At 42.3% G+C, this 15,994-nt stretch carries 15 protein-coding genes; 10 read left to right on the top strand and 5 right to left on the bottom strand.

Annotation, left to right across the window (positions count from 1 at the left end):
• Positions 1-7: 7 nt before the first annotated feature.
• The gene (locus DNL43_RS10650; protein WP_056981168.1) at positions 8-2,725 is read right to left on the bottom strand and encodes a glycoside hydrolase family 65 protein; all 2,718 of its coding nucleotides are present in this window, start codon (positions 2,723-2,725) and stop codon (positions 8-10) included.
• 123 nt (positions 2,726-2,848) lie between these two features.
• The gene (mscL, locus tag DNL43_RS10645) at positions 2,849-3,214 is read right to left on the bottom strand and encodes a large-conductance mechanosensitive channel protein MscL (RefSeq protein WP_056981171.1); all 366 of its coding nucleotides are present in this window, start codon (positions 3,212-3,214) and stop codon (positions 2,849-2,851) included.
• Positions 3,215-3,371: 157 nt separating this feature from the next.
• Between mscL and DNL43_RS10640 the strand changes: the two genes are divergently transcribed.
• From DNL43_RS10640 to DNL43_RS10595, 10 genes are all read left to right on the top strand, one after another.
• Entirely contained in the window at positions 3,372-3,608 is a 237-nt protein-coding gene (locus DNL43_RS10640) for a hypothetical protein (protein WP_056981173.1), read from the top strand.
• A 24-nt stretch (positions 3,609-3,632) separates the two neighbouring features.
• Complete coding sequence (locus DNL43_RS10635; RefSeq protein WP_056981175.1) at positions 3,633-5,489, top strand: S53 family peptidase; 1,857 nt, start codon at positions 3,633-3,635, stop codon at positions 5,487-5,489.
• 11 nt (positions 5,490-5,500) lie between these two features.
• Positions 5,501-6,214, top strand: coding sequence for a CPBP family intramembrane glutamic endopeptidase (locus DNL43_RS10630; protein WP_056981177.1), 714 nt, complete (start codon positions 5,501-5,503; stop codon positions 6,212-6,214).
• 21 nt (positions 6,215-6,235) lie between these two features.
• Positions 6,236-7,345 carry a P1 family peptidase gene (locus DNL43_RS10625; protein ID WP_056981179.1) on the top strand — a complete coding sequence of 370 codons (1,110 nt, stop codon included), beginning with the start codon at positions 6,236-6,238 and terminating at the stop codon, positions 7,343-7,345.
• On the top strand, positions 7,342-7,893 hold the full coding sequence (locus DNL43_RS10620) for a C39 family peptidase (protein WP_056981181.1): 552 nt from the start codon (positions 7,342-7,344) through the stop codon (positions 7,891-7,893). The genes DNL43_RS10625 and DNL43_RS10620 overlap by 4 nt, the downstream gene beginning before the upstream one ends.
• Positions 7,894-8,052: 159 nt before the next feature.
• Positions 8,053-9,021: an IS30 family transposase gene (locus tag DNL43_RS10615; RefSeq protein ID WP_054769923.1), complete on the top strand. Its 969-nt coding sequence runs from the start codon at positions 8,053-8,055 to the stop codon at positions 9,019-9,021.
• Positions 9,022-9,107: 86 nt separating this feature from the next.
• Positions 9,108-10,727, top strand: a complete 1,620-nt coding sequence (locus DNL43_RS10610; RefSeq protein ID WP_095344795.1) for a peptide ABC transporter substrate-binding protein — start codon at positions 9,108-9,110, stop codon at positions 10,725-10,727.
• 20 nt (positions 10,728-10,747) lie between these two features.
• On the top strand, positions 10,748-11,821 hold the full coding sequence (locus tag DNL43_RS10605; protein WP_056981185.1) for a dipeptide epimerase: 1,074 nt from the start codon (positions 10,748-10,750) through the stop codon (positions 11,819-11,821).
• Between the two features lie 133 nt (positions 11,822-11,954).
• Entirely contained in the window at positions 11,955-12,845 is an 891-nt protein-coding gene (locus DNL43_RS10600) for a C40 family peptidase (RefSeq protein WP_056981187.1), read from the top strand.
• Complete coding sequence (locus DNL43_RS10595; RefSeq protein WP_056981189.1) at positions 12,842-13,597, top strand: serine hydrolase; 756 nt, start codon at positions 12,842-12,844, stop codon at positions 13,595-13,597. Before DNL43_RS10600 ends, DNL43_RS10595 begins: the two co-directional genes overlap by 4 nt.
• 105 nt (positions 13,598-13,702) lie before the next feature.
• Here the strand turns inward: DNL43_RS10595 and DNL43_RS10590 are convergent, their stop codons facing one another.
• From DNL43_RS10590 to DNL43_RS10580, 3 genes are read right to left on the bottom strand one after another with little or no spacing between them, the layout of a single operon-like run.
• Entirely contained in the window at positions 13,703-13,951 is a 249-nt protein-coding gene (locus tag DNL43_RS10590; protein ID WP_054768945.1) for a metal-sensitive transcriptional regulator, read from the bottom strand.
• A 12-nt stretch (positions 13,952-13,963) separates the two neighbouring features.
• Entirely contained in the window at positions 13,964-15,607 is a 1,644-nt protein-coding gene (locus DNL43_RS10585) for an FAD-dependent oxidoreductase (RefSeq protein WP_056981190.1), read from the bottom strand.
• 11 nt (positions 15,608-15,618) lie between these two features.
• Entirely contained in the window at positions 15,619-15,927 is a 309-nt protein-coding gene (locus DNL43_RS10580; protein ID WP_054768946.1) for a rhodanese-like domain-containing protein, read from the bottom strand.
• Positions 15,928-15,994: the final 67 nt, after the last annotated feature.

Below are 15,994 nucleotides of genomic sequence, written 5' to 3'. Positions count from 1 at the left end.
CTCCTCATTATTTATAAGTAATTGTAGACATTTTGTTCTTTTTAAGAGAATAACCTTTTTTAGCAACGCTGATATGAACATCGGCATCGGCAGTCACATCAATTCGGTGATGACCGATCACGAAGTTGTAATGAACGCCTTGGTAGGTTTCTTTAAATGAAATCTTCTTCCAGGTTGATGGCAAGTGGGGATTGATTGTGACTTCGTTGGTGTCAAATCGAACACCACCGTAGCACTTGGTTTCAATCTGAAGAGTTGCACCCATGACACCAAGATGAATTCCTTCAGCGGTCGTTCCACCTTGAATATCATAATAATCAGAGAATAGTGCTGTTGAGAATAACTGCCATGATTGATCCATGTTGCCGTCAATTTGATCAAGAACCGAATAAACAATTCTTGAAAGGGTGGAACCATGGGTTGTCCGATCAAGGTAGAATCTCAAGTTGCTAGTGAAGAAGTTGGCAGGCAGCTTGTATCCCAAACGATTGATAACTTCCTGGACTTCATCAAATGGTAATTCGTAGTAGGCCATCAATGTATCGGCTTGCTTAGCGACTTGATAAGCATCTGGTGATTTACCTTCACCTTTAAGCAGACGATCAATTCGTGAAATATCACCATACTTCTTGCGGTAGGCGTCAAAGTTCAATTTCGACAGGTTGAAGTAGCCTGAGAATTGCCCAATGATACCTTCTTCGTTAATATCCAAACGAAGCTTATGGTCAATGTCTTGCATCTTGTTAAGCAGGTCTTTGTCGAAGTCGGCTTTTTCACTGGCTTTTTGAACGACGTCACTATTTTCTTTTGAAACCAGCGTATTCACTTTATCAAACAACCAGGAAACCATGATGTTGGTATAAGCATTGTTTGTTAAACCATGGTCATTTGAGTTTGGATACTCTTCATGGAACTCATCAGGGCCCATGACATGATGAATATCGTAGCGGTCAGCTGATTGATCGTAATCGGTCATGCTGACCCAGAACTTACAGATGGAAAGGAGCATTTCCAATCCATATTGATCCATGAATTCCTGGTCACCGGTAATGTGGACATAATTGATAATGTCATAGGCAACTGAAATTGAAACGTGTCGCTGCAAGCGGCTGTTGTCCGGATCCCATTCACCACTGACAGGATTTAAATGAACGAACTGCGATTGTTCATCACCGTACATTCCTGACTGCCAAGGATACATTGAACCTTGCTTGTCCTCAGATTTGGCGTACTTTCTGGCTTCGCCAATTCGCTTGTAGCGATACAACAGACACTGCTTGGCAATTGCCGGGTAGTGGATTGCATAAAACGGCAGGTCGAAAGTAACATCCCAGAAGATGTGACCACGATAAGCTTCACCGTGGAGGCCACGAGCACCAACCGAGGCGTCCAACTTTCCGGATGCCAATGCGGCACTTGTAACCAGCATATGGAAGATATTAACTCTGGTCAGCTTTTGACTGGTCAAATCGTTATCAATGATAATATCGGAGTGCTGCCAAACATTGTTCCAGAACTTTTTACTATCTGAAAGGGTATCTTCAAATGATGAGTGATCAAGTTCTGTTTGGGCTTGAGCTTCCAAACCGTCATTCTGGTCTTTTGAAGTAAAGACGGTGACATTCTTCTCAAATTCATATGCTTTTCCAGGTTCAGCGTTGATGCTTAAAGTTTGTTCAACTTTTCCATCTTTCGTTGATGTTTCAATTAATTTCTTTGTATCATAATCTTTACTGCTGAGCTTTGAATTGATGACGAACTGAACGTGTGATGTCTTAGTCTGTCCGGTCATTGAAACTTGGTTGTCGTGAGCGGCCATGCCAATAACATCGATGTGATGCTGATCAAAGTCCTGGTACCGTTCAACGTTTCCGTTGATGACGTTGCCGTCAATTCCGGCATAAATCTGTAAACTGCCTGAGAAATTGATTGGCTTTAATTCGTATTTGATGGCATAACGATGCCAGTTAGTCATATTAGCTGTTTTGGTTGCCCGAACTTGAAGAATATGTCCGGTTGAAAGTTGGATATGCAGGGTAGTTGTCAAAGTTCCCGTCTTTAAATCAAGACTTCGATAAATGTCTTGGATATCGGCTTTTTTAATTGTAAATGGTAATTGATGATCAACACCAAAACTAATGTACTGCGCATTGGGCAGGTTGACCAAGTCTTCATTTACAACATCACGACCATTAATGTTAGTCGTTAATTGGTTGTAAACACCGGCAACGTACATGCCGGGGTAATTATCTTTGTCTGCGTGCGATTCAACATAGGCACCACGCAGGCCAAAGTAACCATTTCCAATGGTCAACAGTGCTTCTTGACCATAATTTCTTTTTCCGGCATATTCACCGTAGTAGTCCAAATGCCACTTGAGATACTCTTCTTTTTCAGCAACGGCTTTTTCAAGGCCAACTTCCTTAATTTTTTGCAAGTTGACAACCGGAATGTTCATCATGTTGGCAATGGCAAGACCAATGTCAATCTTTTGATGGTTGATTCCGATAATCGTATCGGAAAACTCGTAGTTCAAAGAATTTTCAATAATTGCGGCATCAATCGGCAGGCCGGTTAAGGCCGCTTTAATGTTTTCAAGATTATCGCCAATTGAAAATTTGGGGTTATATGTGATCATAAACTTTCGAAACGGTGGTCGGTTGGAATCTTCTGAGTAATTCAGTTCCATGACCCCATCGCGAGCCCTAATAGCAAACGTTCTCATAACAAAACCTCTTCTCAATTTTTGGAAAATAAATAATTCGTTCACATATATAATTCTAGCCCACACAGTCCGCAATCGCAATAAATTGCCGTTTTGAATACATACACGGGCATTTCAAGGCGATTACTTTTGCTGCTTCAGCAAGTCTCTGATTTCTGAAAGTAGTACTTCTTTGTTATCAATAGCAGGCTGGGCTGGTTGCTTTTTGATGACTTTGTTGATCATTTTGATTAGCAAGAAAACCACGAACGCGACAATTAGAAAATTGATCAGCGAGTTGATAAATGCTCCGTATTTGAATGTGGCGCCACCAACTTTAAATGCTAAATTTGAGAGATCCATTTTCCCCAAAAAGATGCCGATTAAAGGGTTGATCAGATTATTTGTCAGGGATGTCACGATCCCTGTAAACGCGCCACCAATAATGACCCCAACTGCCAGGTCGATTACATTTCCGCGAGCGATGAAAGCCTTAAATTCTTTTAACATGTGATTAATCTCCTTTCGATCCGTTAATGTTTGTCGTTATCAATTATTATATCGATTCTAAAGATCAGATTACAAACTGTAACTTTACCAATTGAGACGTGAATTTGAAGGCCAAAGTATGATAGTATGAAATAAGAAATTTTACAGGAGAATTCATTTGAAAAAGAGCAGATTATTCTTGATCGTTGGCGGTGTCTTATTGGTACTGGCACTGGCATTTTACATAACAAAATCATGGCAAATGTCTGTGTTGCCGTTTGCGTTAATTTGGTTAATCGCGATTATTTTAATTCGGTTAATTTTAACGCCGCTGGTTGTGATGATTGTCCGTTCGCACGACCAGAAAAAAGAACTGCGGGAACAAGCAGACCGTCAAAACAAAAATGTTAAATAATTTAGTTGATCGAAGGGAAATTGCATGAAGAAGGATTGGCTTCAAAAAATTGTTATATCGGCCGGATTTGCTGTACTGGCGTTGATGGGTACAGGAGCCGCTACAACTCAACAAGTTCAAGCGAAAACATCCAATGTTTCAGATTCAAAGCAACAGTTGGTTGATATTGTACTGCGGCCGAAAAGCCAAAAGTCGCTTCATAAATTTGTTTACAATTCAGTTGATCCAACTTCATCGAGTTATCGAAAATTTGTAACATCATCGACGTTTTCCAAGCAGTTCGGTCAAAGTTCAAAACAGGTTCATGCGCTTCAATCATATCTGAAAAAGCACCACTTGAAGACGACAACATACAAGGGAAACTTGGTGATGGCGGTTCAAGGTTCCACTAAGAATATTGAAAAGGCGTTTAAGGTCAATTTGGTCAATGTGAATAATGGTGAGGTCAAGTATCAAAAGGCCAACCGGAATCCCAAGTTGCCGAAAAAACTGTCAAAAAGTGTCTATACGGTGTTTGGCTTGTCGAATTATTCATTGTTTGCTTCATCCAAAAACCAGTTTCAACCGTCTTCGCTGCATACAAAGCTGACAAACTCTTCAATCGCCAGCACAACTAAGAAATATTCACCAACACGGTTCGTCCGTCGGTACAACCTACAGTCGCTGTATGATAATGGGGCGACTGGCCGAAGTAAGACAATCGGGATTATTTCATTTGCCAATTTCCATCCAAACGATGTTTATCGTTACTGGGATGACGAGGGAATTAACGTTAAATCCAATCGGCTGAGCGTTTATCGGACCAATCATTATAAGGGTAGCTGGGATGGCTATGATGAAACAACCATCGATGTTGAACAGGCAGGGGCGATTGCTCCCGGGAGCAACATTCGGACGTATATTGCCAAACCCAATATTACGGGAATGGTTAATTCAATTGCTGCCGCCGTCGGTCAAAATGTCGCAGATACACTGTCCTTAAGCTGGGGACAAAGTGAAGCCCAAGTCGCTTATGAAATGAAACAGGGAATTACACCCAAAAAGTATAATCAGATTATGAATTTGTTGTTTGAACAAGCCGCTGCTCAAGGGATGAGCGTGTTCACTGCAACTGGTGATAATGGTGCTTATGACGGCATTACCACCGGTCTGACATCCGGATTATCGGTTGATACACCATCAAACTCGCCATATGTGACGTCCGTTGGCGGAACGACCCTTCCCAAAACATACACTGTCAATAAGAAAAAAGTGTCCATTAAACAAGAGCGTGCCTGGGGCGCGGACTTTCTGTATCCAAACTATAAACACCAACGTTTCTTCGGCAACTTGGACATGCTTCAAAGCTTTTTTGCCGGTGGTGGCGGTGGATTCAGCAAGTATAATTCCGTCCCGAGTTATCAAAAGGGTGTCAGTGGTGTAGGAACTTATGCCGCAACCGATTTGTGGAAGTTTAAATATGGTCGGCCAGTCTTGCTTAAAAAGCCGGTTAACAAAACCGGCAAGGCCAGTGGCCGGAATTTGCCGGATGTTTCAGCGAATGCCGATCCTAACACCGGTTATAGTATGTTTATTACGCCTAAGAATAATCGTAATTCCAAAGGTCAGTGGCTGATCACCGGTGGAACCAGCGTGGTTGCACCTCAAATGGCAGCGGCCAGCGTTTTAATGTCTGATTTCAACACCAATGGCCGATTAGGCTTCTGGAATCCTCAAATTTATCGTTTTGCTAAACGGTCAACTTCGCCGTTTAATCCCTTGGACAGTCGAACCAACAATACAAACCTGTATTACACAGGCCAGCCTGGGAAGATTTATAATCAGGCAACCGGGCTGGGAACCATTGATTTCACCGCTTTGAACAAAGCATTTAATAATTAAGGAGACCATGTATGGCAGATGAAAGAAAGTTAACATTCGGCGATTACTTTGAACGGCTGATGATTTTTGTTGGTCTGATCGTGTTGGTCGGATCAGTCCAGCTTCCCGTCATGTTCATTGCTCGGGGAAAATTGTCTTCCGTAGGGAATTATGCAGTCGCTGCCGTTTATTTATTAGGATTTTTGGTTGCCATCTGGCTTGCGCAGTTGGCCTATCGAAAATATGGCCGACGGCAGATGAAAAAGGTCACTTGGTCAGACATTAAGCTAATTGTGATTGCCTGGGTAGGCTTCATTTTACTGGAATTTGTATTAGGCAATCTTAACAAGCTTTTATACCATGTGACTCAAACGGATAATAATCAAGCAATTCAGACAATTCTGACCAGTAATCATTTAACACTGGTTTTAATGGCTTTTACAGCAATCTTCTGTTCACCAATTCTGGAGGAAACTATTTTTCGGGGTTACTTGATTACCGCATTTTTTAAATCCTCAAGCAAATGGCTGCCAATTGTTATCAGTGGTTTCGCTTTTGCATTTCCTCACATGGATCCAAATCCCGCTCGGTTCAATATCATCAGTTTTTTGACCTATGCCATTTTAGGCGGTGTCTTGGCCTATTTGTATGTGTCAACTAAAAATTTGAAGGTGTCAATTGGGCTGCATTTTTTGAATAATTTGGTTGCTGTTGGCGCGATGGTTTTATCAGTTTTTTATATGTAATTTATTTAAGGGGTGTCAATAATGGGATTTTCTGTCAAGTTAATGAATGATGTTTCAGATGGTGTAAAGGGTAAGCGAAATTTAATTACCGATGTTGCCGGCGTCAAAGTTGGTCAGGTAACCATTGATCAGGACGATGTTCATAGTGGGGTTACTGCAATTGTTCCTCATCCCGGAAATGTTTTCAGGCATAAAGTTCCAGCCGCATCCTGCGTCATTAACGGGTTTGGGAAAAGTGTCGGGTTGGTGCAAATCGATGAACTTGGAACTATCGAAACCCCGATTGTTTTAACGAATACATTTGCGGTCGGAACTGCCATTAATGCGCTTACCAAGCAAATGTTGGCTCAGAATCCAGAAATTGGTGACACTACCAGCACAGTTAACCCAATTGTGATGGAATGTAATGATGGTGATGTATCCAATATTCGTAAAATGGCGATTAGTGAACAAAACGTGACTGATGCGTTAACAGCTGCCGGTCAGACTTTCGACGAGGGCGCCGTTGGCGGTGGCCGTGGGATGATGTGCTACGACTTAAAAGGCGGCATTGGTTCTTCTTCCAGAATCGTCACGGTTGATGAGAAGCATCAGTATACTGTCGGCGCGCTGGTTATGACCAATTATGGTTATTTAACCGATTTTATCGTCAACGGGGCGCCGGTTGGGGCACCGTTGGCCAAAATGCTCGCTGAAGATAAGAAAAAAGAAGAAAAGGGTTCGATTATTACAATATTGGCCACCGATGCGCCGCTAAATTCCCGACAATTAAAGCGGATGGCTAAACGGGCGACGGTTGGAATTAATCGGACCGGTGGCTATATCGGCAACGGTAGTGGCGAAATTGTCCTGGCATTCTCAACTGCCAACCAGGTGGCACATTTTGAGCAAACCGAATTTGATACCGTAACGCGGTTCAATGATAATCAGATTGATCTGTTTTTCCGAGCAACGGCAGCGGTCGTTGATGAATCAGTTTTGAGCTCGATGATTCATGCTGAATCGGTTGTTGACCGCAAGGGACGTCTTCGGTTGAATTTAGTTGATGCATGCAAGAAGTTGTCGTCACAGCATTCGGAATATACGGAAATGTTGGAAAAGGCTTTGTCGCAGCTCGGGGTAACTTTATGAATGAAAAAGTCATTTTAAACGCTGAAAATATTCGTCAGCTTGATTGGGGCGCCATTAATGGCTGTGAGGCTGCAAGTTTATTGGAAGGACTTCATTATCAACACCATGCTCGCCAGTTGAATTACGGTGAATTTTTACTTCAAATGCCGATTAGTTCGGATGCCAATCCTTACCATGGATTTGGCGGTTCACCGTTTAAAAATCAACCCGGAAATTTTGAAGCTATTTTTACCAGACCATTAGTTTGGTGGGGCTCATCATATGGCCATTTAACTGAACTTTCCGGCGCGGATCCCGACTGGCTTTATTGCAGTGTCCGTCAAGGTGATCCGGTTTTAGTATTTGTCACGATTCACTTTGAAGCCCCTGAATGGGACGAGTATCCATTTGGGCGGGTTCCAGCGAACAACCATGCCGTCCTTTTAGATGGTGTTGACACCCATCAGGTTCATGTGAGTGATCCAATTGACGGTCAGTACTGGTTGTCTAAGGCGACTTTCGAACAGATATACAATGCCCGACGAATGGCAATCCAAATTAATAAGTAAAGTTCACATCAAAATCGCATATTAGTACAGGCTTTCTGAAATTAATATTAGAAAAAGCCTGTTTTTTTTATACCCTGTTTGTAAAATTAAGTTAGAAATTTAAAAAGCCATTTGTGATAGACTTTTGAGTGTTGAAATCAAAAGAAAGGCTGATCACAAATGACCTATACTCATCTTACCATAGACGAACTCACTACAATTTATTCCTTTTGGAAGCTCAATAAAAAGGCTTACCGAGTAGCACCAGCACTCCACCGGAGTGCTGAAACCGTTTATCGCATCTATCGTTTTCTTGACGCTGGTGGTACGCTTATTGATTACCAACAACATTATCGACGGCACAAACAACATTGTGGGCGTAAGCCCATTCAACTAGCCCCTGATGAACTGGTTTATATCCAAGCCAAAATTCAAGCGGGGTGGCAACCAGATACAATTATTAATCGCCACGAACGTTCTTTTAGCTGCGGCGTACGAACCCTATATCGCATTTTCAAACATGATGCTTTTGGCTTGTTCGCCAAAGATTTACCCATGCATGGTCAGCGTCACCCTAATGGGTACGTTGAACGACGAGGAAAAGCTGGGCAATTGGGCAGAGATTTAAAAACCCGTTATCAGGACTATCCTAATTTTAAACGAGAATTCGGTCATTTAGAAGGCGACACGGTTCAAGGCAAAAACCATCAGGGTGCCGTAACCACACTGGTTGAACGGCAGACCAAGGTCGCAATTGTTTTGAATTCACATACCAAGTCATCACAAAACGTCAATCGTAGTTTAGCAGCCTGGTTGACGAAGCTGCCACGCCACTTGTTTAAGTCCATCACGTTTGATAATGGTAAGGAGTTCGCCGGTTGGCGAACGATTGCTAACCAGTTTGATTTAAATATTTACTTTGCCGCTGTAGGAGCACCCAATCAACGTGGGTTGAATGAAAACACCAACAACTTACTTCGTAAGGATGGGTTGCACCATGATCTCATCATGGACCAGCTATCAGATGAATTTGTCCAGGCTGTTGCTAGTCGACGGAACCATATTCCCAGAAAAAGTCTCAATTATCAAACACCACTTGAGGCATTCGTAAATCAAATCACTGATGAGCAGCTAAAATTTCTAACTTAATTTGACATTTGAAGATACATTTATGCTAAATTAGAATTAAGATTCTTTTGTTAATACTTTTACATATTTTATGGGAGGCTTATATCATGCATTTATCTCGTGGAGTGGCTGCACTTGCTGGGGTTGCAAGCATCGCACTTGTCTTATCAGGCTGTGGCCAAAATTCTGGTCAACAGAAGAAGACAATTACGACTTCTGCAGATACAGAGTTGACAACGGTTGATCCATCAAAAACGACCGCTGTTGGAACTTTTAATGTTTTGAATAACGTTGATGAAGGTTTGGTTCGTTTGGGCAAGGACAGTAAGGTTGAACCCGGAATTGCAACGGACTGGACCGTTTCAAAGGACGGCAAGACCTATACCTACAATCTTCGTAAGGGCGCTAAATGGAGTAATGGTGATCCGGTAACGGCCCAGAATTTCGTCTATTCATGGCAGCGGACTTTGAATCCAAAGACCGCATCACAATATGGTTATCTGTTCTCAGGCATCAAGAATGCCGACAAGATTCAAAACAAGAAAGCAAAGGTTTCAACGTTGGGAATTAAAGCCGACGGCAAATATAAACTGACTGTCAAACTTGAGCAACGCATTCCTTACTTTAACTTATTGATGGGATTCCCAGTGTTCTTCCCACAGGATTCAAATGCTGTTAAGAAATTCGGTAATGATTACGGAACTTCATCCAAGACCCAGGTTTATAACGGTCCATTTACATTAACCAAATGGACAGGAACAAATAATACTTGGACTCTTAAGAAGAATAAAGATTATTGGGATAAGAAGCAGGTTAAGTTGGATAACATTAACTTCAAGGTCCAACCAGACACTTCAACGTCATTGAACTTGTACAACCAAGGTAAACTTGATATGGCCCAATTATCAGCTACTCAAGCTAAACAAATGGGTAACAAGAAAGATTTGATTTCTCGTAAGCAATCTTCAAATTACTACATTGCAGTTAACCAAAAAAGCAAAGTCTTCAAGAATTTGAAGATTCGTCAAGCAATGTCAATGATCATTAATCGGAAGGTCTTGGCCAACAAGGTTATGGGTGGCGGTGCCATCAATAATAAGAGCTTTGTTTCAGAAGGATTGGCTGTTTCACCTAAGAATGGCACTGACTTCACCAAAGACACGACTGTTCCCGCTTCAATGGACTACAACCCAACCAAAGCTAAACAGCTGTTTAAGCAGGGTCTCCAAGAAGTTGGTCGGACATCACTTCATTTCACTTTGTTGAACTCAGATGGCAGCGATCAAAAGCAGTTGAGTGAGTATCTCCAAAGCGCTTTACAAAAGCTTCCTGGACTTAAAGTTACACTGAATAATATTCCAGGACGGGCAATTCTTTCACGTCAAGCCAGCGGCCAATTTACCGTCACTGTTGCCAACTGGTTTGCCGACTTCTCCGATCCAATCACATTCTTAAATATTTTAACTTACAACAACCCAAGCAACATTTCCGGCTGGAAGAATTCTCAATATGATTCATTGATTAAGGATAGTAATGCAGATGACGGCAGCAACGCCAATGCTCGTTGGGATGATATGGTCAAGGCACAAAATATTGCTTTGAAAGACCAAGCCATTATTCCACTTTATCAATCCGGTGAAAAATGGATGGTTAATTCCAAAGTTAAGGGAATTGTTTACAACACTGCCGGTGCCAACTACAATTTCAAGGAAGCATATGTTAAATAAATCATTGGGAGTGACGTTGATTGGAACCCGTTATTAAGCACATTGATTTCAAGGAAGCCGCGGTTCCTCTAAAGAGGCCGTTTAAAACGGCTTTAAGGACAGTGACGACGGCTCAAACATTAATCGTCAAGGTGACTGACAGTAATGGTCGGATCGGTTATGGTGAAGCTGCACCGACTCCGGTTATTACCGGTGATACACTGCCGAGTATTGAAGAGGCTGTTGGTCATATTATCGGTCGCAAGATTATTGGGAAAAGACTTGCGGATTCTGAAGATATTAAGTCCACAATTGAAGAGTCGATGGTTCATAACTCCAGTCCCAAAGCGGCTTTGAATATTGCCGTTAACGATTTACTGGCCCAATCATACGGGGTTCCGCTTTACCAGCTGCTGGGCGGCCATTCTGATAAGATCACGACAGATTATACTGTGAGTGTCGGATCAATTGATGACATGATTAATCAGGCAAAGGATCTCATCGCCAAAGGCTTCACAACTTTGAAAATTAAAGTTGGCGATGATTCCGAGCAAGCCGATCTTGACAAAATTGTTGCCATCAGAGGGGCTGTTGGGCCTGAAATAAAGATTCGCCTGGATGCCAATCAAGGCTGGCACCCGAAACAAGCTGTTGCGGTGATTAATCGAATGCAGGATTTGAATCTCAATATTCAATTGGTTGAACAGCCAGTTAAGGCAGTGGATTTTGAGGGCATGGCATATGTGACTCACCACACAACAACCATGATTATGGCTGATGAAAGTATCTTTTCCGTTGCGGATGCCGCAAGGATTATCGCAATGGGTGGCTGCGATATTATCAACCTTAAGTTGATGAAGGCCGGTGGCATTGACAACGCCTTAAAAATCAACACGTTGGCAGAGGCTGCCCGCATTCCATGCATGGTTGGCAGCATGATTGAGTCGTCGGTTTCAGTGACTGCGGCAGCACATTTGGCCGCGGCTAAACGCAACATTAAATATGTTGATCTGGATGCCTCGATGATGTTTACCGACAACCCTGTGAAGGGTGGAATCATCAATAAACGGAATGAAATTACTTTTCCAGCGTTATCTGGATTAGGATTTGAATAGGAATGGATCGTACTGAAATGACTCAGTGCGATCCATTTTGTATCCTAATTCAACGTCTTGCTGGCTAAAGGACTATAATATATGTATACTAAAAATTATTAATGATAAACAAAAATCGAATGGAGGTGCTCAGATGGAAACAAGACGTATAAAAGTACCAGTTGCAACTATCTGGAAATCTAAAAAATCACCAAGGAAGGTTGATAAGCCTGCTTTGGATGGCGATGTTAAAAAGTGGGTTGAACAAATGAGTGACAAGGATTCAATTGCTTTGTCAGACGATGATTTGTTGGAAACCCAAGCATTGTTTAACGATGAGGTCATCATTGACCACTTTGATGGTGACTGGGCTAAAGTGTATGTCCCAAGTCAGCGCGATGATTCTGACTCAAGAGGTTATCCCGGCTGGGTACCGACAAAACTATTAAGTGACAGTCAGATCAGTTATCCACCAATCACCTCGATTGTCAGAATTGCTGTTCGAACCGCAAAGCTGTTTGATGAAGATAAAAAGCCAATTCTGGAGATGAGTTTGGGAACGGTTTTACCTCAAATTGGCATTGACGGAGATTACATCGAAGTTGAGACACCAATTGGAAAGGGCTTTATTGAAAAATCAGCTGCGACACTTCCGTTTGTGGGGGCTAACGCTGGTGAAACAATGGTCCAAATGGCCCGCCAGTTTCTTGGAGAGCGATATCTTTGGGGTGGCACAAGCTCATATGGGTTTGACTGTTCCGGATTTGTTTACACACTTCACCGAGTTCTTGGGTTCGATATTCCTCGGGATGCTGATGACCAACAGGAAAACGGTCTGCCATTAGCGCCGGAAGAGATTCAACCTGGCGATCTGGTTTACTTTGCTTATGATCACGGCACCGGTTATGTTCACCATGTTGGCATGTATATTGGCAATGGTGAAATGATTGAATCCCGAACACCTGGTGCAAAAGTGGATATTGCGAAATTGACAGAACCTAAATTTTCCTCAGAGTTCGCTGGATTCAGGAGATATTGGCGATGAAAAATGATCTGGCTGATAAAATTGAGCCGATTTTTTCAGATGTCCAATTTAATTATGGCTTGCTGATTCGGATGAATGGCCAAACATTGGTTGAACACAGAAGTAGGGCGTCGTTTCCATCGGCTTCCTTGATTAAGCTGGCAATATTGGCCGATATTTTAGATAGTCACATTCAATTGGACCAAATGATTCCTGTTCATGAAGATCAATTAGTTGGCGGTGCTGGGGTGCTGCAACTCCTTCAACCACGCGACTGGAAATTACGAGATTTGTTAGCGTTAATGATTAGTGATTCTGACAATTCGGCAACAAACGTTGTGATTTCATTCATTGGTATGGAACACGTTCAAAATTATCTTAAAAGTAATGGCTTCGAACAAACCAAGCTCAACCGTTATCTGATGGACGGGCGTTCATTGGCCCTTGGCATTGATAATTTCACCAGTGCAGAAGAGAGCTTGAGGCTTCTGGATTCGGTTTTGAGCCATGGTGCAACCATTGCTTCATGGTTTAAGGACCAACAATTTCGTTATAAATTGCCAGGTAATTTTGATGAATCAAATGAGAAGGTTGTTGTATACAATAAGACTGGCGAAGGGTATTTAATTGACCATGATGTTGCAAAAGTTGTATATAACAATAAAGCGGTTGACGTTGGACTGCTGACATCTGGTTCAAACCATCGAATGGATACACTTCACATTTTTAATCAGGTTGGCCAAACATTATTGGACTGGCTTAAAATGGAATAAAGTAACTTCATTTAGGATTAAACGTTTATTAATATGAAAGGGCTGAAACATCATTTACAGATGTTTCAGCCCTTTTTTGTATATGGCAAGATGCGTCTTGTTTGGTTATAATTTGTAAATCATTTTGAGAGCTTCCTCAATTTTGTCATCATCAACTTTACCGTTATTAGCCAAACATTTTCGAATGTTTTCGGCAACCACGAGGCCCATCACTTTATCGAGGCTGGATCTCACAGCCATTAATTGAACCATGGTTTCCTGACAGGATTTATCGTCGTCCATCATTTTTAAGATACCGCGAATTTGTCCTTCGGTTCGTTTCAAGCGGTTGGTAATTTTCGGATCACACGCCATGGGTATTCCTCCTTAATGGATAATCCGTTCAGGATATGCTGCGCTGTAAGTTAAGAATGCACCATCCAAGTTCTTAACGTTAAAGCCGTCATTTTTCAAAATTCGTTCTGCAATATAACTTCGCTGACCACTTCGACAGCTGACAATAATTTGCTTGTCTTTGGGAATTGTGTTCAAGTGATCTCTGAGCGAATCAAGTGGGATATTGACCGCATTTGGCAGTCGGCCGTCTCGACTTAGTTCTTCTGGCGTTCGGACGTCGATAAGATAATCACCGTTTCTAACTGCTTCATCTACTTGATCAAATTGAATATTTTCGGATAATCCCTCAAGCAAATTTTCGCCAGCGTAACCAATCATATTGACGGGATCTTTGGCTGAACCAAAAGGTGGGGCGTAACTTAGTTCAAATTCCGGCAGATTGGTAATCTTCATTTTTGATTTGATTGCAACCGCCAAGACATCGATCCGTTTATCCACACTGTTTTTTCCAACTGCCTGGGCACCGTATAATTGGCCGGTCTTTGAATCGAACATGACTTTCAGCGAAAGTGGGGTTCCACCAGGAAAATATCCCGCGTGACTTGAATTCGTTGTATGAACGGTCATGAAGTCGATGCCGGTTGATTGAAGCTGTTTTGCGTTCAATCCAGTTGCTGCAGCACCGAGATCAAAGGTGCGAACAATGGCAGTTCCAATGCCGCCTTTATTGCGTCTGTTGATTCCCATAATGACATCGGCGACCTGCCGACCTTGGCGGTTCGCAGGCGATGCCAGGGGGATTGATACGAGTTGGTTGGTGATCAAATCTTTAACCAGGATTGCGTCGCCAACAGCGTAAATATCTTGCTCAGATGTTTGGTAATGGTCATCGACAATGATTCCACCACGATCACCGGTCTTAATGCCAACTTTTTGAATGAGTGATGTATCCGGGCGGACACCAACTGCCAAGATGACGATATCAGCACTGACAACCGTATCATCACTGAGAGTTAACTGATCATTATTAATTTGTTTAACCCGGGTGTTTAACTTAACGTCAACTTTGTGTTCGGCCAGTTCTTTTTCAACAATTCCAGCCATTTCAAAATCTAAAAACGGCAGCACATGGTCACCCGCCTCAATTAAAGTGGTTTTGATTCCGCGGTTGGTCAGATTTTCAACGGCTTCGACACCGATTGATCCGGCGCCAATGACAGCCGCTGTTGCAGGATGGCTTTCAAGACGATTCATAATCTTATCAACATCGGGAATGTTTCTTAAGGTAAAGACATTGTTCGCCTTGGAAAGGCCAGTAATCTCTGGGATAACTGCTTTTGATCCTGGAGATAAGATGAGTTTATCATAGTCCAGAGTGTCTTGACTGCCGTCGTGGTTGACTGTTACCTGATGCTTTGCGGGGTTAATATCAGTGACTTCTGTGTTTGGTCTGACGTCAATTCTAAACCGTTGATTCAACTGTTCCGGACTTTCAACAATTAAATCATTACGATCACTGATTTCGCCAGAAAGGTAGTAGGGTAAGCCACAATTTGCAAAGGAAACGTAGGGACCTTTATCCAGTACAACAATTTCCGTGTCTTCGGACAATCTTCTTAAACGGGTAGCCGCAGACATTCCGCCTGCGACGCCACCAACAATTACGACTTTCATCAGATATCCTCCTATCTTCTAACCGGGCCGTTCCATGCATTCATTCCGCCCTTAACGTTAATGACATTATAACCTGCTTTGGCAAGTAATTTTGCGGCTCGTATGCTTCGGGCGCCGGACCGGCAGATTAAATACCATGGTTGGTGCTTGGCTTGAGCACTAATTTGTTGCGCCAATTTAGATAGTGGCATGTTGACTGCTGATGGGATATGACCGGTTTTGTACTCAAAATCTTCTCGAACATCAATCACCGTCGGATTGTGCTTTAGTTCGTCTTGAAGCTCATTAGTTGTCACTGATTTTACTTTTGAAAATAACATTCAAATTCTCCTTTTTATACCCCTGGGGGTATCTACTATCAAGTAGAATACCGTAAATTTTGAGCTT

This window comes from Lentilactobacillus kefiri, from assembly GCF_009739535.1.
GTDB lineage: Bacteria > Bacillota > Bacilli > Lactobacillales > Lactobacillaceae > Lentilactobacillus > Lentilactobacillus kefiri.
This window is presented reverse-complemented; position numbering and strand designations above follow the sequence as displayed.